A 21,108-nucleotide genomic window follows, 5' to 3' on the forward strand; every position below is an offset into this window, starting at 1 on the left:
AACGCGGCCTGGGTGGCTCGTACGGAAGGGACCGACGGCGCAGCGGCGCCGTCGACGTACTGCCGCGCCGGTCCCCGCCCCCGCCTCAGGCCTGGTAGGGCTGCTGGGGCTGCTGGGGCTGGCCGTACTGCTGGCCGGCCTGACCGCTCGCCGCCTGGGCCTGCAGCTGCTCCGCCTGCTCCTTGGTCGCCTTCTGCTCCGCACCGCAGAAGGTGCACTGCGTCGAGTACTTCGACGAGATCGGGAACAGCGGCACGAAGAACAGCGTGAACTTCGTGACACGCTTGCGGAGTGTGTGCGCGGAAGGATTGCCGCAGCGGCCGCACACCAGCGTCAGTATCGCGAGCTGGTACAGGTATCCCCTGGTGCCAAAAATGATCATGCTGTTGGTCCCCTCCCGGGTCAGTGTGGACGAGCGGCGAAATACGCTCGCGGAGCACAGTGTCGTGCACGTCGACGCGCTCGGCGGTCGCGGGGTTGCGCGGTGCCGCCCGACCACCGCGGCCGCCGCGACGGCCCTGTTCTACGGCAGGCGCCAGTCCACCGGTTGCACGCCCTGCTTCACCAACAACTCGTTGGCCCGGCTGAACGGACGTGAGCCGAAGAACCCGCGATCGGCCGACATCGGTGAGGGGTGGGCGGACTCGATGGCCGGGAGATCCCCGAGCAGCGGCCGAAGATTGCGGGCGTCACGCCCCCACAGGATCGACACCAGCGGCTTTTCCCGCGCGACCAGCGCCCGGATCGCCTGCTCCGTGACTTCTTCCCAGCCCTTGCCCCGGTGCGCCGCGGGCTTGCGGGGCGCCGTCGTCAGTGCCCTGTTGAGCAGCAGCACGCCCTGCTCGGTCCAGGGCGTCAGATCGCCGTTGGACGGCCTGGGCAGGCCCAGGTCCGTGTGCAGTTCCCGGAAGATGTTCTCCAGGCTGCCGGGCAGCGAACGCACCTCGGGCGACACGGCGAAGCTCAGCCCGATGGCCATCCCCGGTGTGGGGTAGGGATCCTGGCCGACGATCAGGACGCGGACGTCGTCGAAAGGCTGCTGGAAGGCCCGCAGGACATTCGCCCCGGCCGGGAGATAGGTCCGGCCTGCCGCTATCTCGGCCCGGAGGAAGTCCCCCATGGCGGCGATGCGTTCGGCCGCAGGTTCCAGAGCCTTCGCCCAACCTGCTTCGATGAGTTCATGCAAGGGTCGTGGTGCCACGACGCGCCACTCTACTGGCACACGCGGTGACCCGATTCATACGGACGAGCGCCGCGCGCGGACCCGCCTCTCGACGCTAGTCTTCCTCCTCGCCGAGATCATCGAGCCGGTCCAACCGATCGCTCAGCCGGTCAGCAGGGAGGAGGGGAGCTTGTTGCGTCCCCTGGTCGAGCGACTCCGCTGTCGCCATCATGCCTGTTCACCTTCTCGTTCCGGATCCGCGCACCGGCGTCTTCCGTGACTTGCTTCGGCGGGCCGGCCGGGCCGGCCGGTGTGCTGGCGGTGGACTCGGGCGGCTCGGGACTGCGGGCAGCACTGGCCGTGCACGGGCATGTCGTCGGTGTTCCACTGATGTCCAAGGAGCCGGTCCGCACCGGCCCGCGCGGCATCGACGCCGAACACCTGCTGGAGCAACTGCTGCCGATGGCACGGGAGTTGATGACCTCCGCCGGGACGGAGGAACTCGGGGCCGTCGCCGTCGGGGCGGCAGGTCTCGCCACCCTCGGCGACGCACTGCGCGCCGAACTGCCGTCCGCGCTGGAGCGCGAACTCGGCGTGCGGCGGCTCGCGTTGGCCGCCGACGCGGTGACCGCGTACGTGGGCGCGCTCGGTCCCCGGCCGGGCGCGGTGATCGCCGCGGGCACCGGCATGATCGCGGTCGGCACCGACCTGGGGAGCTGGCGCAGGGCGGACGGCTGGGGCCACCTGCTCGGCGACTGCGGTGGCGGGGCATGGATCGGCCGCGCCGGGCTCGAGGCGGCCCTACGCGCCTTCGACGGGCGCCCCGGTGGGTCGGCGCAGTTGCTGGCGCGGGCCGAGGAGATGTTCGGGCCGGTGGCGGGGTTGCCCGGCAAGCTGTACCCACGCACCGACCGGCCCGCCGTACTGGCCGCCTTCGCGCCCGAAGTGGCCGCGTGCGCCGCGTCCGCCATCGGCGACCCCGTCGCACGTGACGTGCTGCGCGCCGCCGCCCGGCACCTGGCCGAGTCCGCGTCCGCCGTCTGCCCGGACACCGGCACGGACCAAGTCGCCCTCACCGGGGGCCTGTTCAAGATGGGCGACCCTCTCCTCGTACCGCTGCGCGAGGAACTGGCGGAGCGACTGCCGCACGCGCGGCAGGTGCCGGCCGCGGGCACCCCTTTGGACGGCGCCGTACGCATCGCCGCCGATCTGGCGAGCGACCGGCTCACTCTCCCTCGCGACGCGCACATGCTGTACGTGATGACCGAAAAGGGCACAACCTCGCCATCCATGACCTGATAGGGGGATTCATCCGCCCTGTCGGACAAGTGAAGTCGACTGTCGCACCGGTTGTCGCACCGGTCGGCACAGGAGCACCACGGCACTGTCAAGTCCAGCCACACCGATCATTTCTGATCCACGCGTAACTCATCAGACAAAAGCGGACGGATACCGCTCACCTGCACCCTCCCCGAACAGGGGAGCCCAAGAAGCCAGTAACATGCGTCGCCATGAGCTCCCCCACTGGACCCGCGTCCGGCCTGCCAGTACGAATGCCGCGACCTCGCCAGCCCGGGCGGCACCGCCGACCCGAGCCGCTGGCGGCTCCCGAGGGCGCGCCCGCGCTCGTCCTCGCGGTGCCGGGCACCTCCAGCGCGGCCACGCGCAGCCTCGCCGAGGAGGTCGTGAGCATCGCGCGCTCCGAGCTGCCCGGCCTCGACGCCCGGATCGGGTACCTCGACGGGGACGACGCCGAGTTCCCCACGCTGCAGTCCGTGCTCACGCGCGCCGCCGAGGAGCGCACCGCCCGTTATGAGCAGGCCCGTGCCGCCGGTGCGGACGTGCCCCAGCCCGACGGCCCCGTCGCCGTCGCCGTGCCCCTGCTCGCCGGCCCGGACAACGCGCTGCTGCGCCGGGTCCGCCAGGCCGTCATGGAGAGCCGGATCGCGGCCGACCTGACCGACGTGCTCGGCCCCCACCCGCTGCTCGCGGAGGCGCTGCACGTGCGCCTGTCCGAGGCGGGTCTGGCGCGCGCGGACCGAGCCCGGCTGTTCACCGTGGCGACGGCCGCCGACGGCATCATCCTCGCCTCCGTGGGTGGCGAGGAGGCCGTACAGGCGGCCGGGATCACCGGCATGCTGCTCGCCGCGCGGCTCGCCGTGCCGGTGATGGCGGCGGCGCTGGACGAGGAGGGCGCGATCGCGGCCACCGCCGAGCAGCTGCGCGGCTCCGGCTCCCAGCAGCTCGCCCTGGCTCCGTACCTGATCGGCCCTGAGATCGACGCCGGTCTGCTGGACGCGGCCGCCAAGGAGGCGGGCTGCTCCGCCGCCGAGGCGCTCGGCCCATACCCGGCGATCGGCAAGCTCGCGCTGGCCAAGTACACGGCGGCGCTGGGCATCGCCCCGCCGCAGCCGCAGGGCACGCCGGTCCGCTGACCCGCCCCGTCACCACCCCTCGCACGCCGAAGGGCCCGCTCCTCTCACAGGAACGGGCCCTTCTCTCGTACGACAGCGGCTCGTACAACCGCGGCTCGCACGTCAGTCGCGAGCCGTCACCGGGCGGGTCAGCCGAAGACCACGCAGGAGGCCGCCGGAACCTCCACCGAGCCGCCCCGTCGCGGCACTCCGGTGTCCGGGTCGACCGCGAACCAGGTCACGTCCCCGGAGCGCTCGTTGGCGATGTACAGGAACCGCCCCGAGGGCTCGAGGGCCAGCGCGCGCGGCCACGTGCCGCCGCAGGGCACCGTGGCGACCAGTCGCAGCCCCTCGCCCACGGCGTCGGGCGTGAGCACGGAGACGACGTCCTGCCCGCGGGTGGCGGTCCACACGAAGCGTCCGTCGGGCGACACCACGATGCCCGAGGGGTACGCGTCACCGTCCGGGACCCCGGACAGCACCGGCGTCTCGCCGACGGGCCGCAAGGAGCCTTCCAGGGCGTTCCAGCGGCAGACGGTGACCGTGGGCGCGAGTTCGTTGAGCACGTACGCGTGTTCGCCGCGCGGATGGAAGGCCAGATGGCGGGGCCCGGAGCCGGGGCGCAGCGCGATCTCGCGGTGCAGCGTGAGCCGACCGCCGTCCAGCGCGCACACCCGCACGGAGTCCGTGCCGAGGTCGACGCTGACAGCCCAGCGCCCGCTCGGGTCGGGCTGCACCTGGTGGGCGTGTGGGCTCTGCTGGCGCCGGGTGTGGGGGCCGGAACCCTTGTGCTGGAACACGCTGGAGGCGGCGCCGACGAGGGCGCCGTCGTCGCGCACGGGCAGGGCGGTGACACTGCCGGAGCCGTAGTTCGCGGTAAGGACGTGTCCCCCGAACACGCTGAGGTGGGTGGGGCCGCTGCCTCCGACGGAGACCAGGGGCCCGACGGACTCCGGCTGGTCGCCGTCCACGCGGTACGCGACCACCGCGCCGTCGGCCGTCTCGCTGACCGCGTAGAGCATGTCGCGGGCGGGCGACAGGGCGAGGTACGAGGGATCGGGTACCCCGTCGACCACGCTCAGGAGGGTGAGCGCGCCGCTGCCGCGGTCCATGGCCGCGGTGAGGACGCCCGGGCCTCCCGCCGCCGTGAACGAGCCGATGAACGCCCGCTGTTCCCGCCTGCCGCCGTCTGCCACTGCCGTTCCCCTCTCGGTCCCGCGCTGTCCGGGGCCGACGGTAGCAGTCGACGGCCATCGGTCTAGACCAAGGTCCCGCCGGTCTCCCCGAGCGCCCGTGCGCGTGCGTCGGGGTGGTGGACGTACGCGGGACGCCGTTCCACGGTCTCGTAGGTGCGGTGGAAGACGGGCGTGGCGCTGCCGGAGATCGGCGGCACGATCCACGACCAGTCCGCGCCGACCCGACGGCCCTTGCGCTCCTCGCGGCCGAGGTGGGTGAGGAAGCGCCGGGACTCGGTGTGGTGGTCGGTGACGGTGACGCCCGCGCGGTCGAAGGAGTGCAGGACGGAACGGTTGAGTTCGACGAGCGCGCGGTCCTTCCACAGCGAGCGGTCGGTGCGGGTGTCGAGGCCGAGGCGGTCGGCGAGATACGGCAGAAGGTTGTAGCGGTCGGTGTCGGCGAGGTTGCGGGCGCCTATCTCGGTGCCCATGTACCAGCCGTTGAACGGGGCCGCCGGGTAGCAGACGCCGCCGATCTCCAGGCACATGTTGGCGAGCGCGGGTACGGCGTGCCAGCGCAGTCCGAGCGAGCGCCACCAGGTGTACTCGGGGTGGGCGAGCTCCACTTCGAGCACCGTGTCGTCCGGCAGCGCGAACCAGCGGGGCTCGTCGTGGGGCTTGTCGTCGGCTCCCTGGATCACCAGCGGCAGGACGTCGAACGGGGTGCCGGGGCCGCCGGGCCAGCCGAGCCTCCGGGCCAGCGCGGTGAGCCCCGCGTTGCGCGGGTCGCCGGTCACACCGCCGTCCGGACGCGTGTAGCCGGCGTACCGGATGAGCTGTTCGTTCCAGATCCGTGGGCCGGGGCGGCCCGGCCGGTCGGGCGCGAAGACGGTGACGAGCGCCCTGATCCGGCCCTCGCGGGTGGCCTCCCACAGATGATCCGCCGACGCCTCGGCGACTTCTTCGGCCGTCCGCACGTCCCTGCGGTCACGGACGGACAGGGAGTGCCAGTACAGGCGCCCGATGCACCGGTTGGCGTTGCGCCAGGCGACGCGGGCGCCGAAGGCGAGTTCCTCGGTGGTGTGGCGGTACGTGCCGGTCTCCGCGATCTCGGCCCGCGCGGCGGCGATACGCCGGGCAGGGTCGCCGAGGCGCCGCTCGGTGTGGTGGAGGGTGAGGAACTCGGCGGCGGCGCCCAGGAGTTCGTACGGCGTGGACTCGTCGCACGGCATCGGGGCGGCGGGACCATCCGTGACGGGTGTCAGGTGTCCCCCGAGGCCCGGGACGGACAGCTCCGCCTTCCGGGAACCGATTGCGTAAGGCAGTGTGGTCGGGGCCGCTCCCTGCGCCCCGCGACCTGCCGGAACACGGTCCAGCCAGCCGCCCGGCCCCTCGGCCCACGGTGCCGGACACCACGCGCTCCCGTCGTCGCCGAATCGTTCTGTCCGTCCGGTTCCTCGCGGGAAGTCCCGCATGGTGCCACCCCCAAGCGGCTCCGCCCGCGGGCCGCCCCCGCACGGTCCGCGGGCTCCGTGCGTCTGATAGCCGCGGGGTTACCCCGCCCGGGCGGTGATCCACCCTCCGAGTGGTCCTTGCACGCGGCTCGCGGACGTCAGGCGCTCACGGGACTCGAAGCACGGGGGTACAGGAGGGGCGCGGAGAGTTCGGCGAGCGCCCGCTCGAGCCCGTGCAGGTGTGCGAGGGCGGGCTCCTCCAGGGGAGGTGCGTCGGCCTGGACCTCGATCCGCCGCGGTCCGGGAGAGGTCAGCGCCTCGACGGCCCGCTCCACACGCTCGCACGCGACGATGAGGCGGGCGTCGCAGGAGGCCACGGGGTCCGACGCGATGACGGCGAGCCCCCGAACCTCCCGCGCGCAGGTGTTCAGGGACGCGAGTACCTGGCGCGCCCTCCGGCCGCGGGCACGCAGGGGGTTGAGGGGGTGCAGAAGGGGCGTGAGCGAGAGTCGCACCTTGTTCAGCAGCGTCTCCAGCTCCGCGACGCGGGCGGCGGGGTCGGCGGCGGCGGAGCCGTTCAGGCGGGCGGCGGCCTCGGTCGTGCAGGCGTGGACGCACTGGATCGCCCGTACGATCCAGGCGTCCGTCGTGGCGTGCGTGGTGATCGGCAGCACGAACAGCACCGCCAGCGCGGCGCCGACCGCCCCGATGCCGGTCTCCGCCAGCCGCAGGACGACCAGATGCCGGTCCAGCACGCCGAACATCCCGTACAGCAGCTCGGCCATCACCGTCACCGCGAGCATCATCCAGGTGTAGGAGACCGCCGCACTGTAGAAGATGACGGACACACACACGGCGAGCAGGGCCGCGGTCGGTACGGGCGCGCCGTGCAGCGGGACGACGACCGACACCCCGAGGACGATACCGATCACCGTTCCGAGGACCCGGCGGTAGCCGCGGATCAGGGTCTCGCCGCGCGAGGTGGTGTTGACGAAGATCCACCAGGTGGCCCCGACGGCCCAGTACCACCGCTCCTGGGACAGCAGGCTTCCCACGCCCAGGGCGAAGGCGGCGGCCACGACGGCCTGGACCGCCTGGCGGGTGGTGGGACGGGCGAGGCCCCGGCCCGGCGAAGGGGCGATGACGCCGGCGGGCGGCATCCGGCGCTCGTAGCACCACAGTCCGAATCGGACGGCCGAGGACGCGAGAAGGGCGAGCAGTACCGCGCCGTACACCTCGGGCAGTTCGGCCGGCTCGGTGTGCAGGAACTGCGCCATGAAGAACGCCATGAACCCGAAGACGCCGAGGGCATGGCCGCGCGGCCCCCAGCGCCGGGCGTACACACCCGCACCGACGAGGGCGAGGAAGGCCGCGTCCCTCGCCGCCGGGTGGTCGTGCAGGACGGCCGCGAGAGCCAGTACCGGAAGGCCCACCACGGGCAGCGCCGCCGTCGTCGCCAGCTGTCCGCGCACGGTGGCGTCGGTGACCGTGAAGAGGGCGAGCAGCGCCGCGAGACCTCCCGCGACCGCACCCGCGAGGGAGGCACCGATGGCGCCGCACAGGGCCACCGCCAGGCCGATACCGAGGACGGCCCGGGTGGCGCCGCGCAGCCGCAGCCGGCCCGGGTCCGGTGCCACGAACACCCTCTTCACTGTTTCCCCGCCCCTTGAGCTCAGCCTGTGCCTCAGGCACGCAAAAGGCGCCGCGGGGGTCCCGCAGCGCCATCGACCTGCCCATCACAGCATCATCGGAGCTGTTGGCTCAAGTGGCTCCCGGAACACTGAGCCATTGGCACAGTCACTGAGCGGATGGGTGAGCCATGTGGATGCCATTGGCATCACTCCATGTCGATCGGGTGCGGGGGGAGTTCGAAGCGCAGCAGGGCCCCGGTCAGATGCGTACGCAGGTCCGACTCCACCTCGATGTGGCGGACCTCGCCGCCGTCCTCGATGACGGTCTTCACCAGTTCGTCGATGACGTCGGGGACCTCGCGCAGGGCGTCTGCGCAGAGCGGGCAGTGCACCCCCGCGGCGGCGAGCAGCCCGTCACGGTCGCAGACGACTCCCGGGGCCACCGCGTCCGTGTCCACGGCCAGCGTCCGGATCGCGGCCAGCGACCCCGCCCACAGGGTGTCGTCGAGCCCGACCGTCGCGTGATGCTTGGTCGCCACGGCCTCGAGGATCTCGCCGACCAGTCGCTCCTGCTCCTGGTACGCGCGGTCGGCGACGAGGCCCCGCACCTTGTCCCGGATGTCGGTGGCGGTCACGGTGTCGCGGTCGACGGTGAAGCGACCGACGAGCCGGTCGTGCAGGTCACGGGTGAGGAAGTCGATGAAGGCCGGCACCTCGTGCGGGTGCCCGCCGATGGCCAGCAGATCGAAGCCCCCCTCCCGGAAGAGCCGCTTGAGCTCGCCGACGAGCCGCCGGTAGTGCCGTTTGCTCACCTCGTCGGCCTTGTCACGGACCCGGTCCTCGGCGGGCCCCGCGGCGTGGTCGGGCCTGCGCAGCACACGGTCGCGGACCGCCTCCAGCTCCCGGACCTCGTCGAGGTGGTACTCCCAGATCTGGGCGGTGCCCTCGTCCACGACGACCGCGCAGGTGCGGTAGGACTCGTCGAGCACCGCCAGCATCGGACGGACGTAGGGGTCCGCGTCCACCACGACGCGTTCGTGGGTGCCGCGCGGCAGCCACACCTCCTCGTAGACGCCGTTGCCGCTGCAGGAGAAGACGGCGACGGTCCCGGCCCGCCGGGGTTCCTCGCCGAGCCTACGCTCGATCTTCGCGAGGTCGTCGCGGAGCGAGAGCCGTACGGGGTGCTCCAGCGAGTCGTCGTCCGCGAGCGGCCGGATGCGGTCCAGCAGACCGTCCAGTCGGGCACGGTACGTACGACGGCCGGGCTGGTCCGGTTCCACCGGAAGGTAGAGGGAGACCAACGGGAGCCCGTTCCCGCCGAGCCGGAGAATTCGGTCGACCTGCTCCTGCGTGATCATCGTCGCTCCTCGCCGCTCCTCGAGCCTTGCGCCACCCCATCCAGGTAACGCGGTGGGCGCCGCACCGGCAAACGCGGCGCGGCGGACCAGGTGAGCGGGGAGGGTGAACCGGCCCACCGGTCTCACGACGGGCCGAGCCATTGGTACGGTCGACGAAGATCATCCAAGGCGGCGAGGAGACCGGTGGATCATGGCCGTGGACGAACTCGACACCCGCATCCTGCGGCTGCTGCTGGAGCAGCCGCGTACCAGCGTGCGCGAGTACGCCCGCATGCTCGGTGTCGCCCGCGGCACGCTCCAGGCCCGCCTCGACCGACTGGAACGGGACGGGGTGATCACCGGTACGGGCCCCTCGCTGTCCCCCGCGGCACTCGGCCACCCCGTCCTCGCCTTCGTGCACATCGAGGTCACGCAGGGCCACCTCGACGAGGTCGGCGACGCGCTGGCCGCCGTACCGGAGATCATCGAGGCGTTCTCGATCACGGGCGGCGGCGATCTGCTCACCCGGGTCGTGGCACGTGACAACGCGCACCTGGAGGACGTGATCCAGGCGCTCATCAGCATGCCCGGCGTCGTCCGCACCCGCACGGAGGTGGCGCTGCGCGAGCGGGTCGCGCACAGGGTGCTGCCGCTGGTGGAGTCGATCGGGCGAGCGCCCAGAAGCTGACGGGTGTCCACTCAGGGTCTCACCGGCGGCACAGGGGCGATCGACCGCATTCGGCCCTCACTTGGCATCCTGGACCCCATGAGCACTCTGGGCCGCACTTCGTTCGTCTTCGATCGGAAGTTCGTGGAACTGCTGGCCGCCGAGGGTGTTCCGATGGCCGTGGCCTCGGGCTCCTCACCCGCCGCCATCGAGGCGATCCTCACGGGCACCGGCCTGGCCGCCCACCTGACGACCGTCGTCTCGGCCGACGAGGTCGCGCACGGCAAGCCCGCCCCGGACGTGTTCCTCGAAGCGGCGCGCCGCCTCGGGGCCGACCCGGCGGACTGCGTGGTCCTCGAGGACGCCGCTCCGGGCGCCGCCGCCGCGCACGCGGCCGGGATGCGCTGCGTCGCGATCCCGTATGTCGCCGCGCAGGCCGACGACCCGGCGTTCGCCACGGCGGGGCTGCTGCTGCGCGGCGGACAGGGCGAGTTCACCGCGCAGGCCACCTACGACTGGCTCGCACGCTCGGCCTAGGTTCCTGAGCCACGACCGTCGCCCCGACCCCGTCGGGTCAGGAGACGTGCAGCACGGTCTTGCCCCGGCGATGGCCCTGCTCCAGTGCCGCGTACGCCCGCGCGGTCTCGGCGAGGGGGAACACGCGGTCGACGGGCGGAGCCAGTTCGCCGTCCGCGACCAGGCGGGACAGCTCCTCCAGTCCGGAGCGGTCCGGTTCCACGACGAAGAACCTGCCGCCCTCCCTGGTGGCGTCGGGCGGGGCGACGATGCTCACCAGTCGGCCCCCGGGACGCAGCACCTGCCAGGAGCGCTCCTGGGTGTCGCCGCCGACCGTGTCGAAGACCAGGTTGACGTCCTTGACCTGCTCCTCGAAGCGCTCGCTCCGGTAGTCGATGACCTGCTCGGCGCCCAGCTCGCGTACGAAATCGGCGGCCGCGGCGTCGGCCGTCGCGGTGACGGAGGCGCCGAGCGCGGCCGCGACCTGCACCGCGAAGGAGCCGACCCCGCCCGCGCCACCCTGCACCAGCACCCGGGCACCGGGGCGCAGGCCGCCGTGCAGGACCAGGCCCTGCCAGGCCGTCAGCCCGGCCAGCGGCAGCGCCGCCGCGTGGTCGTGGTCGAGCCTGGCCGGCTTGGCGGCGAGCACGGCCGCGGGTACGGCGACGAACTCCGCCGCGGCCCCGTCCCGGGTGAACGGGATCAACCCGTACACCTCGTCGCCTACCTTCCAGTCCGACACCTCGTCGCCGAGCTCGACGACCACACCCGACACCTCCTTGGACGGCACGACGGGCACCCGCTCGCCGCCGCTGCCGTCGAAGCTGTCGGTCCAGGTCGCGTCCCAGTCGAGTTCACCCGGCGTGATGGACGCGGATCGCACCCCGACCAGGACCTCGCCCGGGCCGGGCACCGGGCGCGGGGCGATCTCGTACGTCAGTTGCTCCGGGCCGCCCCGTCGGTGGCCGCGCACCGCGTGCATGGTGTCCATTCCAACCTCCCAGGTCGCGCCGGCCGGGAACCGGCGATACCTCCAGAGTGGTCGACCCGGGCACCTCGCGCTTGAGTCATTCGACTTCATGCGCCTGACTCAGGCAGCCTCACGCGCCGCCACCGCGCCAGTCCCCCGCCCGCCCCCGTCACGGTGGATCGGTGTCCTGGAACCGGTCAGCGGAGCGCCCGTCCCGCCCTCCCGTGCCGCGACGATCTCCGCCGCGATGGACAGCGCGGTCTCCTCGGGCGTACGGGCCCCGAGGTCGAGTCCGATCGGCGACCTCAGTCGGGCCAACTCCCGCTCACCGAGGCCGACTTCGCGCAGCCGCCGCTCGCGGTCCTCGTGGGTGCGGCGCGAGCCCATGGCGCCGACGAACGCCATCGGCATCCGCAGGGCCGCCTCCAGCAGCGGTACGTCGAACTTCGCGTCGTGGGTGAGCACACACAGGACCGTGCGGTCGTCGGTCACGGTGCGCCGGAGATAGCGGTGCGGCCAGTCGACCACGATGTCGTCCGCGTCGGGGAAGCGGACCCGGGTGGCGAAGACCGGGCGGGCGTCGCACACGGTCACGTGGTAGCCGAGGAACTTGCCCACCCTCACCAGCGCCGTCGCGAAGTCCACGGCGCCGAAGACGATCATGCGGGGCGGCGGCACGCTCGACTCGACGAGCAGGGTCACACCGCCGGGGCAGCGCGCACCGTCCTCGGAGAGTTCGAGAGTGCCGGTGCGGCCCGCCGCCAGCAGGGCGCGCGCCTCCCCCACCGCGGTGCGGTCCAGCTCCGGGCGACCGCCGAGGCTCCCCCGGCAGGTGTCGGACGAGTTGTCGGGGCGGACGAGCAGCATCCGCCCCAGCAGTTCCACCGGCCCCCGGACGACCCGGGCGACGGCCGCCGCCTCGCCCCGGGCCGCGGCCGCCAGCGCCGCCGCGTACACCGCCCGGTCCGGCGCGTCCGCGCGCACCGGCGTGACCAGCACCTCGATGACCCCACCGCAGGTCAGCCCCACCGCGAAGGCGTCCTCATCGCTGTAGCCGAACCGCTCCAGCACCGTGTGGCCGTCCTGGAGCGCCTGGACACATAGGTCGTACACGGCGCCTTCCACGCAGCCTCCGGAGACCGAGCCGACGGCCGTGCCTCCGCTGTCGACCGCGAGGGCCGCGCCGGGGCCGCGCGGGGCGCTGCCGCCGACGCTCACCACGGTGGCGACGGCGAAGTCCCGGCCCTCCTCGGCCCACCGGTTCAGCTCGTCGGCGATGTCAAGCATCCTGGTCCCCTCGCGCGCCGGCCAGCAGCACCCGGTCCGGGCGGATCGGCAGATTCCGGTGCCGTACACCCGTCGCGTGCCAGACCGCGTTGGCGATCGCCGCCGCCGCGCCGACGACCCCGATCTCTCCGATGCCCTTGATGCCGACCGGATCCCCGGGGTCGGGGTCGTCCACCCAGTCCGCCTCGATGTGGGGCACGTCGGCGTGCGCGGAGAAGTGATAGCCCGCGAGGTCGGCGCCGACATGGCCGCCACTGGCCCGGTCCCTGTGAGCCTCCTCGTGCAGGGCCATGGACAGGCCCCAGATCATGCCTCCGATGAACTGACCGCGCGCGGTCAGCGGGTTGACGATCCGGCCGGCGGCGAAGATGCCGAGCATCCGCCGCACCCGCACCTCTCCGCTGGTGACGTCGACGGCGACCTCGGCGAACTGTGCCCCGAACGAGTGCCGTTCCTTCTGCTCCAGCGCGCCGACCGCCTGGGAGGTGTCCGAGCGTGCCGTGATCCCCTCCGGCGGAATGCCACCGCCCAGGGCGAGTCGCTCGCGCAGTTCACCCGCCGCGACCCGGATCGCCCAGGCCCAGGAGCGGGTGCCCATCGAACCGCCGGCGATCATCGCGAAGCCGAAGTCGCTGTCCGCGATCCGCATCCGGATGCGTTCCGGCTGGACCTCCAGCGCGTCGGCGGCGATCAGGGTGAGCGCGGTCCGTGCCCCGGTCCCGATGTCGGACGCGGTGATCCGTACGGTGAAGGTGCCGTCCGGCTCGGCCGTCACGGCCGCCGTGGACGGGGCGGACAACACGGGGAACGTGGACGCGGCCGTGCCGGTCCCGAGCAGCCAGCGGCCCTCACGGCGGATGCCGGGACGCGGGTCGCGGTCGGCCCAGCCGAACCGGCGGGCCCCCTCCTCGAAGCACGCGAGCAGATTGCGGCCGCTGAACGGCAGCCCGGAGACGGGGCCGACGGCCGGTTCGTTGCGGGCGCGCAGCGCGATCGGGTCGAGGCCGCACCGCTCGGCGAGTTCGTCGAGCGCGGACTCCAGCGCGAACGAGCCCGGTGCCTCGCCCGGGGCCCGCATCCAGCTCGGGGTCGGCACGTCGAGCGGTACGACACGGCTCTGCGAGTAGTGCGCGTCAGAGGCGTACATCGCGCGCCCGAACTCGGCACACCGCTCGACGAACTCGTGGACGGTCGAGGTGAGGCTCTCGGCCCGGTGGTCGAACGCGCGCAGCCGGCCGTCCGCGTCGGCGCCGAGCCTGATCCGCTGGGCCGTGGGGCTGCGGTAGCCGACCAGCGAGAACATCTGGCGGCGGGTCAGTATGACGCGGACGGGTCGGTGCAGGACGGTCGCGGCCATCGCGGCGGCGACCGAGTGCGGGCGGGTGCCCTTGGAGCCGAAGCCGCCACCGACGTGTTCCGAGCGCACCCGGACCGACTGGGGGTCGAGCGAGAACAGCTTCGCCAGCTCGTCCGCCACGAACCTGCTGCCCTGGTTGGAGTCGACGACCTCGAGCCGGCCGCCGTCCCAGCGCGCGATCGCCGCGTGCGGCTCCATGGGGCTGTGGTGCTCCTCCGGAGTGCTGTACTCGGCGTCCACGACGACGGCGGACGCGGCGAGTTCGGCCTCCAGGTCCCCCTTCTGCGCGGCGGGGGCACTTTCCGGCGCGTACACACCGGGAAGCCCGGCGGCGAACACGACGTTGTGCGGCTCCTCGTCGTACTCGACGACAAGGGCCTCGGCGGCCTCCCGGGCCTGCTCGGGCGTCTCGGCCACGACCAGCGCCACCGGCCAGCCGACGAACGGGACTCGGTCGTGCTGGAAGATCTGGGCGATCGGGTCGGGCAGCCCGAAGGCGTTCGTGTAGTCGCCGTTGAGGCGCGGGGCGTTCTCGTGGTGCAGGACGGCGAGGACGCCCGGCATCGCGAGGACGGGCGCGGACTCCACCGCGCGGATCCGGCCACGCGCCACGGTGGACAACACCAGCCAGCCGTGGGCGAGTTCGGGATACGGGACCTCACCCGCGTAGCGCGCCGCCCCGGTGACCTTGGCCACGCCCTCCACGCGGGTGTGCGCGACGCCGACGGCTCCGGACGTCGCGGTCGCCGCCGCCGTCGTGGTCGTGGTCGTGGTCGTGCTGGTCATCGGGCCGCCTCCTCGGTGAGTTCGGTCAGCATCGCCACGACGAGATTGCGCATCAGGGGCACCTTGTATCCGTTGTGGGGCAGCGTCCGGGCCGCCGCCAACTCGGCGTCGGCGGCGGCCGTGAAGGCCTCGGCGCTCGCCGGTCCCCCAGTCAGCGCCCGCTCGGCCGCCCGGGCCCGCCACGGCCGGGAGGCCACCGCACCGAAGGCCAGGCGCACTTCGCGTACGACACCGTCGCGGACGTCGAGCGCGGCGGCGATCGAGCCGATCGCGAACGCGTACGAGGCGCGCTCGCGCACCTTGCGGTAGCGGGAGCGGGCGGCGACCGGGGCGGCCGGCAGGGTGACGCCGGTGATCAGCGCGCCGGGCGGCAGGGCGGTCTCCAGGTGCGGTGTGTCACCCACCGGCAGATAGAACTCCGCGAGGGGCAACGCCCCCGGCCCGTCAGCCGTTTCGTACGAGACGACGGCGTCGAAGGCGGTGAGGGCCACGGCCATGTCCGAAGGATGCGTGGCCACGCACTGCGTGGAGGCGCCGAGGATCGCGTGGTTGTGGTGCTCGCCCTCGACGGCGGGGCAACCGCTGCCGGGGACACGCTTGTTGCAGGGCTTCGCCAGGTCGGTGAAGTAGCCGCAGCGGGTGCGCTGGAGCAGGTTTCCGCCGACCGTGGCCATGTTGCGCAACTGACCGGAGGCGCCCGCCAGGACGGCCTGGGTCAACGCCGGGTAGTGACGCCGCACGTCGGGATGGACGGCGAGGTCGCTGTTGGTCACGGTCGCGCCGATTCGCAGCTCGCCGCTGTTCGTGAACTCGACGCGGTCAAGGGGGAGTTCACGTACGTCGACGAGGCGCGCGGGCCGCTCCACCCCGCTCTTCATCAGGTCGACGAGATTGGTGCCGCCGCCGAGATAGCGCGCGTCGGGATCGGCGCCCAGCAGGGCGACCGCACCTGAGACGTCGAAGGCGCGCTCATAGCCGAACTCCCTCATGCCGCCGCCTCCTTGGTCTCGGACGACCGCGTATCGGACGACCGCGTATCGGCCACGTACGCGTCGGGCACCCGTCCCCGCGCCGCCCTCGCCACGGCCTCCACGATCGACACATACGCGCCGCACCGGCACAGGTTGCCGCTCATCCGCTCGCGGATCTCCTCGGGCGTGAGCTGCGAAACCCCCGCTTCGGGCCGTATGTCGGCGGTCACGGCGCTCGGCCAGCCCGCCGCGTGCTCCTCGATCACCGCGAGGGCCGAACAGATCTGACCGGGCGTGCAGTAGCCGCACTGGTAGCCGTCGAGGTCGAGGAAGGCCTGCTGTACGGGATGCAGCCGATCACCGTCCGCCACCCCTTCGATGGTGGTGATCTCACGCCCCTCGGCGGCGACGGCGAGTTGCAGACAGGAAACGGCCCGTCGTCCGTCGAGGAGCACCGTACAGGCGCCGCACTGGCCCTGATCACAGCCTTTCTTGGTTCCGGTGAGATCGAGACGCTCACGCAGCGCGTCGAGCAGGGTGGTGCGATGGTCGACGGGCAGCGTGTGCTTCTCGCCGTTGATGTGCAGGGTGATGGCGCTGGACGTCGAGGTCGTACCGCTGGACGTCGTAGGGGCCATGATCAGCCTTCTTTCGCCTGTCTGAGGGGGAAGGAAGTCGCGAGAGGGCCGGGAAAAGGGGGACTCCGACAGTCCACACTGGCCGAATCCGACGGTATGGTGGAGCCCTAAACGGACAGCTGTCCGTTAATCGTGAACCTACCGGACAGCTGTCCGGTTAGCAAGGCGTTCACCCGGCAGGCCGTGGAGGACGAAGGAGGACCGAGTGCAGGAGAAGAAGGCCACGCCACTGCGCTCCGACGCGCAACGCAATCGCGAGCGCATCCTCGAAGTGGCCCTGGCCGAGCTGACGCGGTCGGCGGACACCCCGCTCAGCACGATCGCCAAGAAGGCGGGGGTCGGGCAGGGAACGTTCTACCGCAACTTCCCGAACCGCGAGGCCCTTCTCCTGGAGATCTACCGCCACGAGGTGCAGCAGGTCGCCGCCGCCGCGGCCCAGTTGCTGGAGACCCGCGCGCCGGACCGGGCCCTGCGGGAGTGGATGGACCGCCTCGCCCAGTTCGCCATGACCAAGGTCGGCCTGGCCGAGGCGCTGCGCGCGACCACCCTCGCGCACGGCACCCTGGCCAGACTGGGACACGGCGCGATGTCCTCGGCCGCCGCACTGCTCCTGACGGCGAACGACGAGGCCGGAACCATCCGCCCCGGGCTGACCCCCGAGGACTTCTTCCTCGTCATCGCCGGTCTCTGGCAGATCGACGCGGGCGGGGACTGGCAGCCGCGCGCCACCCGCCTTCTGGACTTCGTCATGGACGGCCTACGGGTGGGCGCGCCTGCCGCCTCGAACGCGCGCGACGAAGCCGTCCGCCTGTAACTCCCCCGTGGCGGACGGCTCGTGTCGTGGTGTTCAGAGATCGGGATCGGTGTCGGCGACGTAAGTGTCCTGGGCCGCTGGACGACACCCGCCGAGGCGGGCGACGGGATTCGAACCCGCGTCTCTCTCTTGACAGGAGAAGTAGCCGAAACCTTCGCACCTGAACGAGGTCCACCGTAGTGGTGGCCGCCGTCGCGGTCATCTGGATTTCGGCGTGCGGCAGACGCGTATCGGGGCGTTGTCAGTGGTGGCGTGCAGGATGGCGAGCATGACAACACCAGCTGCAGTGATCGTGGATGCCGCCGCCTACGCGCAGGCGGTCGAGGACGCCGTGAAGGCTTCGGCCGCCTACTACGCGGGCGGCACGTCAGTGCTGGACGACGACACCTACGACCGGCTGGTACGGGGCATCGCGGCGTGGGAGGCCGCTCATCCCGGCGAGGTGCTGCCCGACTCACCGACCGGGAAGGTCGCCGGTGGTGCCGTGGAGGGCGATGTCCCGCACACGGTGCCCATGCTGAGCCTGGACAATGTGTTCTCGCCGGAGGAGTTCACCGCCTGGACCTCGTCGCTGGCCCGGCGAATCGGCCATGACGTCGCGCGGTTCAGCGTCGAGCCCAAGCTCGACGGGCTCGCGATCGCCGCCCGTTACACCCATGGCCGCCTCACCCGGCTGATCACCCGTGGCGACGGGACGGCCGGGGAGGACGTCTCGCACGCCATCGGCACCGTCGAAGGGCTCCCGGCCGAACTCGCCGAACCGGTCACGGTGGAGGTGCGCGGCGAAGTCCTGATGACCACCGCCCAGTTCGAGCACGCCAACGAGGTGCGCACCGCGCACGGCGGGCAGCCGTTCGCGAACCCGCGCAACGCCGCGGCGGGCACGCTGCGTGCCAAGGACCGCGCCTACACCGTGCCGATGACCTTCTTCGGCTACGGCGTGCTGGCGCTGCCCGGTACACAGGAGGACCTCGCGGCGCGGCTGGGCGAAGCCGCGCACAGCGAGCTGATGGCGCGGTGCGGCGAGCTCGGTGTGAACATCACCGCCTCCACCGCCGTGCCCGGCACCACGGCGGAGACCGCCGAGCAGGTCCTGGACCGGGTGAAGGAGGTCGCCGCGCTGCGGGCGGAGTTGCCGTTCGGAATCGACGGGATCGTCATCAAGGCCGACCTGGCCGCCGATCAGGCCGTCGCCGGATCCGGTTCGCGTGCCCCTCGCTGGGCGATCGCCTACAAGCTGCCGGCCGTGGAGAAGATCACCCGGCTCCTGGAGGTGGAGTGGAACGTGGGCCGCACCGGCATCATCGCTCCGCGCGCGGTCCTCGAACCGGTCGAGATCGACGGCTCCACCATCACCTACGCCACCCTCCACAACCCGGCCGACATCACCCGCCGCGACCTGCGGCTGGGCGACCATGTCATGGTCCACCGCGCCGGGGACGTCATTCCCCGCGTCGAGGCCCCCGTCGCCCATCTGCGCACCGGCGAGGAGCGGCCGATCGTCTTCCCCGAGGTGTGCCCGCGGTGCGGCTCCGCCATCGACACCAGCGAGCAGCGCTGGCGCTGCGCGAACGGCCGCAACTGTCACCTGGTCGCCGCCCTCTCGTACGCCGCGGGCCGTGACCAGCTCGACATCGAGGGGCTGGGCCACACCCGTGTCGTCCAGCTCGTCGAGGCCGGCCTGGTCGCCGATCTGGCCGACGTGTTCGCCCTCACCCGCGACCAGCTCCTCGTCCTGGAACGGATGGGTGAGACCAGCACCGACAATCTCCTCGCGGCGATCGACGCGGCCAAGGGGCAACCCTTGTCGCGGGTACTGTGCGCGCTCGGCGTCCGCGGTACGGGCCGCTCCATGTCCCGTCGTATCGCCCGGTACTTCGCCGCGATGGAGCACATCCGTGCCGCCGACGCCGAAGCGATGCAGCGGGTCGAGGGCATCGGCACGGAGAAGGCCCCGTCCATCGTCGCCGAACTGGCCGAACTGGCTCCGCTCATCGACAAGCTCGCCGCGGCCGGGGTCAACATGACCGAACCCGGCGCCACCCCGCCCGTCCCCACCGACGACACCGGCGGCGCCACCCAGGGCGCGGAGCCGACGGGCGGTCCGCTGACCGGGATGGCGGTCGTCGTCACCGGGGCCATGACGGGCCCGTTGGAGAAGCTCAGCCGCAACCAGATGAACGAACTCATCGAACGCGCCGGTGGCCGCTCCTCCTCAAGCGTCTCCAAGAAGACCACGCTGGTCGTCGCCGGCGAGGGTGCCGGATCCAAGCGCGCCAAGGCCGAGGGCCTCGGCATCCGGCTGGCCACCCCCGACGAGTTCGCGGTCCTGGTCGCCGACTACGTCGACTGATCCTTGACGGCCGACTGACCCTTGACGGCCGACGCCGGCGTGACGCGACGCGGCAGCGTGCGGTCGCCATCGAGGGCGACCGCACGCCGAGGACTAGGCGCCGCTCGCGTCGAGCATGTCCTCGCGCTCGACGATCTTCACGCGTTCCCGTTCCTGCGGTTCGCCCAGCGCCTTCTCCGCGGCGTCCAGGCGGTACCAGCCCTCCCAGGTGGTGAAGCGGACGTTCCGCTCGCCGAGGAACGCGTCCACGGCCTCCGGGTCGGGCGAGGCGGGCGTGTGCAGACGTCCGTTCGTGTGGTCGTCGAGCAGGCTGGCGACGGTCTCGTTGGCGTCGCCCTTGGTGTGGCCGATCAGACCCACGGGGCCGCGCCGGATCCAGCCGGTGACGTACGTCGACTGCAGGTGCTCGCCGGTCTCCTCGATCACCCGGCCGCCCTGGTCCGGGACCGTGCCCGAATCGGCGTCCCAGGGGAGCTTGGGCAGTTCGTCGGACAGGTAGCCCACGGCGCGGTAGACCGCACCGAGGTCCCAGTCCTTGAACTCGCCGGTTCCCTTGACGTTGCCGGTGCCGTCGAGGGCGGTGCGCTCGGTGCGCAGGCCGACGACCCGGCCGTTCTCGCCGAGGATCTCGGTCGGGGACTCGAAGAAGTGCAGGAAGAGCTTGTGCGGGCGGTCACCGGCGTCGCGGATGGCCCAGTTCTCCAGGGTCTTGGCGACCATGTCGGCCTGCTTGTTGCCGCGCCGGGTCGCGATCGAGCCCTCGTCGTAGTCGATGTCCTCGGGGTCGACGATGACCTCGATGTTCGGGGAGTGGTCCAGCTCCCGCAGCTCCATCGGGCTGAACTTCGCCTGCGCCGGACCGCGGCGGCCGAAGACGTGGACCTCCAGGGCCTTGTTGGCCTTGAGGCCGTCGTAGACGTTCTGCGGGATCTCGGTCGGCAGCAGTTCGTCGGCGGTCTTGGCGAGGATGCGCGCGACGTCGAGGGCGACATTGCCGACACCGAGGACGGCGACCTTCTCCGCTTCGAGCGGCCAGGTCCGCTCCACGTCCGGGTGGCCGTCGTACCAGGAGACGAAGTCCGCCGCACCGTACGAGCCGTCAAGGCCGATGCCGGGTATGTCGAGGGCCCGGTCGGCCGTCGCCCCCGTGGAGAAGATCACCGCGTCGTAGAAGGTGCGCAGGTCGTCGAGGTTGATGTCCCCCGGGTAGTCGACGTTGCCGAAGAGACGTATCTGAGGCTTGTCGAGCACCTGGTGCAGGGCCGTGATGATGCCCTTGATCCGCGGGTGGTCGGGGGCCACGCCGTAGCGGATCAGACCGAAGGGGGCCGGCATCCGCTCAAAGAGGTCGATGGACACACCGGGCTCGACCGCCACTGCGGACTTCAGCAGCGCGTCGGCAGCGTAGATCCCGGCGGGGCCGGCTCCGACAATGGCTACCCGCAGAGGGCGAGGCATGATCAGGTTCCCTTCGAACGGTGGCAGGGTGGCTCGTCGGGAAGCCTAAACTAAGGCAAACCTTAGTCAGTAGTCGGGCTGGATCTATGACCCCATAAACCGATCTTATGAGTCGGTC

Annotated in this window: 17 protein-coding genes, 1 tRNA gene and 1 pseudogene; 6 read left to right on the forward strand and 13 right to left on the reverse strand. The window is 72.1% G+C overall.

The window, feature by feature from the left end:
• Window positions 1-85: 85 nt before the first annotated feature.
• Together OG819_RS40870 and OG819_RS40875 are read right to left on the reverse strand one after the other, a co-directional pair.
• Window positions 86-382, reverse strand: coding sequence for a zinc-ribbon domain-containing protein (locus OG819_RS40870; RefSeq protein WP_266632358.1), 297 nt, complete (start codon window positions 380-382; stop codon window positions 86-88).
• 141 nt (window positions 383-523) lie between these two features.
• Window positions 524-1,201 (reverse strand): uracil-DNA glycosylase, encoded by a 678-nt coding sequence (locus OG819_RS40875; RefSeq protein ID WP_266427083.1) that lies wholly within the window; start codon window positions 1,199-1,201, stop codon window positions 524-526.
• A 237-nt stretch (window positions 1,202-1,438) separates the two neighbouring features.
• Here OG819_RS40875 and OG819_RS40880 point away from each other — a divergent pair, with 237 nt between their 5' ends.
• Both OG819_RS40880 and OG819_RS40885 read left to right on the forward strand, forming a co-directional pair.
• On the forward strand, window positions 1,439-2,461 hold the full coding sequence (locus OG819_RS40880; RefSeq protein WP_266654222.1) for a BadF/BadG/BcrA/BcrD ATPase family protein: 1,023 nt from the start codon (window positions 1,439-1,441) through the stop codon (window positions 2,459-2,461).
• A gap of 212 nt (window positions 2,462-2,673) precedes the next feature.
• Window positions 2,674-3,597, forward strand: a complete 924-nt coding sequence (locus OG819_RS40885; protein ID WP_266654224.1) for a hypothetical protein — start codon at window positions 2,674-2,676, stop codon at window positions 3,595-3,597.
• Between the two features lie 128 nt (window positions 3,598-3,725).
• On the opposite strand, the gene OG819_RS40890 is transcribed toward OG819_RS40885, so the two are convergent.
• From OG819_RS40890 to OG819_RS40905, 4 genes are all read right to left on the reverse strand, one after another.
• Entirely contained in the window at window positions 3,726-4,772 is a 1,047-nt protein-coding gene (locus OG819_RS40890; RefSeq protein WP_266654226.1) for a lactonase family protein, read from the reverse strand.
• A 62-nt stretch (window positions 4,773-4,834) separates the two neighbouring features.
• On the reverse strand, window positions 4,835-5,983 hold the full coding sequence (locus OG819_RS40895) for a nitric oxide synthase oxygenase (protein ID WP_266654228.1): 1,149 nt from the start codon (window positions 5,981-5,983) through the stop codon (window positions 4,835-4,837).
• Window positions 5,984-6,363: 380 nt separating this feature from the next.
• Window positions 6,364-7,848 carry an FUSC family protein gene (locus OG819_RS40900; protein WP_266654230.1) on the reverse strand — a complete coding sequence of 495 codons (1,485 nt, stop codon included), beginning with the start codon at window positions 7,846-7,848 and terminating at the stop codon, window positions 6,364-6,366.
• Between the two features lie 194 nt (window positions 7,849-8,042).
• A complete protein-coding gene (locus tag OG819_RS40905) occupies window positions 8,043-9,194 on the reverse strand; it encodes a hypothetical protein (RefSeq protein ID WP_266654232.1) in 1,152 nt (383 codons plus the stop codon).
• A 190-nt stretch (window positions 9,195-9,384) separates the two neighbouring features.
• Here OG819_RS40905 and OG819_RS40910 point away from each other — a divergent pair, with 190 nt between their 5' ends.
• Entirely contained in the window at window positions 9,385-9,861 is a 477-nt protein-coding gene (locus tag OG819_RS40910) for an Lrp/AsnC family transcriptional regulator (RefSeq protein ID WP_266654234.1), read from the forward strand.
• 114 nt (window positions 9,862-9,975) lie between these two features.
• A pseudogene (locus tag OG819_RS40915) lies at window positions 9,976-10,377 on the forward strand (HAD family hydrolase); the annotation flags it as partial.
• A gap of 37 nt (window positions 10,378-10,414) precedes the next feature.
• Here OG819_RS40915 and OG819_RS40920 read toward each other — a convergent pair.
• The 5 genes from OG819_RS40920 to OG819_RS40940 all read right to left on the reverse strand — a co-directional run bounded on the left by OG819_RS40920 (window position 10,415) and on the right by OG819_RS40940 (window position 16,365).
• Window positions 10,415-11,347: an NADP-dependent oxidoreductase gene (locus tag OG819_RS40920; RefSeq protein ID WP_266654236.1), complete on the reverse strand. Its 933-nt coding sequence runs from the start codon at window positions 11,345-11,347 to the stop codon at window positions 10,415-10,417.
• Between the two features lie 99 nt (window positions 11,348-11,446).
• On the reverse strand, window positions 11,447-12,613 hold the full coding sequence (locus tag OG819_RS40925; protein WP_266654238.1) for an XdhC/CoxI family protein: 1,167 nt from the start codon (window positions 12,611-12,613) through the stop codon (window positions 11,447-11,449).
• Window positions 12,606-14,756 (reverse strand): xanthine dehydrogenase family protein molybdopterin-binding subunit, encoded by a 2,151-nt coding sequence (locus OG819_RS40930; protein ID WP_266654240.1) that lies wholly within the window; start codon window positions 14,754-14,756, stop codon window positions 12,606-12,608. The genes OG819_RS40925 and OG819_RS40930 overlap by 8 nt, the downstream gene beginning before the upstream one ends.
• The gene (locus OG819_RS40935; RefSeq protein ID WP_266654242.1) at window positions 14,753-15,745 is read right to left on the reverse strand and encodes a xanthine dehydrogenase family protein subunit M; all 993 of its coding nucleotides are present in this window, start codon (window positions 15,743-15,745) and stop codon (window positions 14,753-14,755) included. The genes OG819_RS40930 and OG819_RS40935 overlap by 4 nt, the downstream gene beginning before the upstream one ends.
• Window positions 15,742-16,365, reverse strand: coding sequence for a 2Fe-2S iron-sulfur cluster-binding protein (locus OG819_RS40940; RefSeq protein ID WP_266654244.1), 624 nt, complete (start codon window positions 16,363-16,365; stop codon window positions 15,742-15,744). Before OG819_RS40940 ends, OG819_RS40935 begins: the two co-directional genes overlap by 4 nt.
• A 205-nt stretch (window positions 16,366-16,570) precedes the next feature.
• Here OG819_RS40940 and OG819_RS40945 point away from each other — a divergent pair, with 205 nt between their 5' ends.
• Entirely contained in the window at window positions 16,571-17,179 is a 609-nt protein-coding gene (locus OG819_RS40945; RefSeq protein WP_266654245.1) for a TetR/AcrR family transcriptional regulator, read from the forward strand.
• Between the two features lie 95 nt (window positions 17,180-17,274).
• On the opposite strand, the gene OG819_RS40950 is transcribed toward OG819_RS40945, so the two are convergent.
• Window positions 17,275-17,337: transfer RNA gene (locus OG819_RS40950), tRNA-Ser, on the reverse strand.
• A 101-nt stretch (window positions 17,338-17,438) separates the two neighbouring features.
• On the opposite strand from OG819_RS40950, the gene ligA reads away from it, so the two are divergent.
• Window positions 17,439-19,532 (forward strand): NAD-dependent DNA ligase LigA, encoded by a 2,094-nt coding sequence (gene ligA / locus OG819_RS40955; RefSeq protein ID WP_266654247.1) that lies wholly within the window; start codon window positions 17,439-17,441, stop codon window positions 19,530-19,532.
• Between the two features lie 93 nt (window positions 19,533-19,625).
• Here ligA and OG819_RS40960 read toward each other — a convergent pair whose 3' ends face one another.
• On the reverse strand, window positions 19,626-20,990 hold the full coding sequence (locus tag OG819_RS40960; protein ID WP_266654249.1) for an FAD-dependent oxidoreductase: 1,365 nt from the start codon (window positions 20,988-20,990) through the stop codon (window positions 19,626-19,628).
• Window positions 20,991-21,108 lie beyond the last annotated feature (118 nt).

It is taken from the genome of Streptomyces sp. NBC_01549, from assembly GCF_026339955.1.
In the GTDB taxonomy this organism is placed as follows: domain Bacteria; phylum Actinomycetota; class Actinomycetes; order Streptomycetales; family Streptomycetaceae; genus Streptomyces.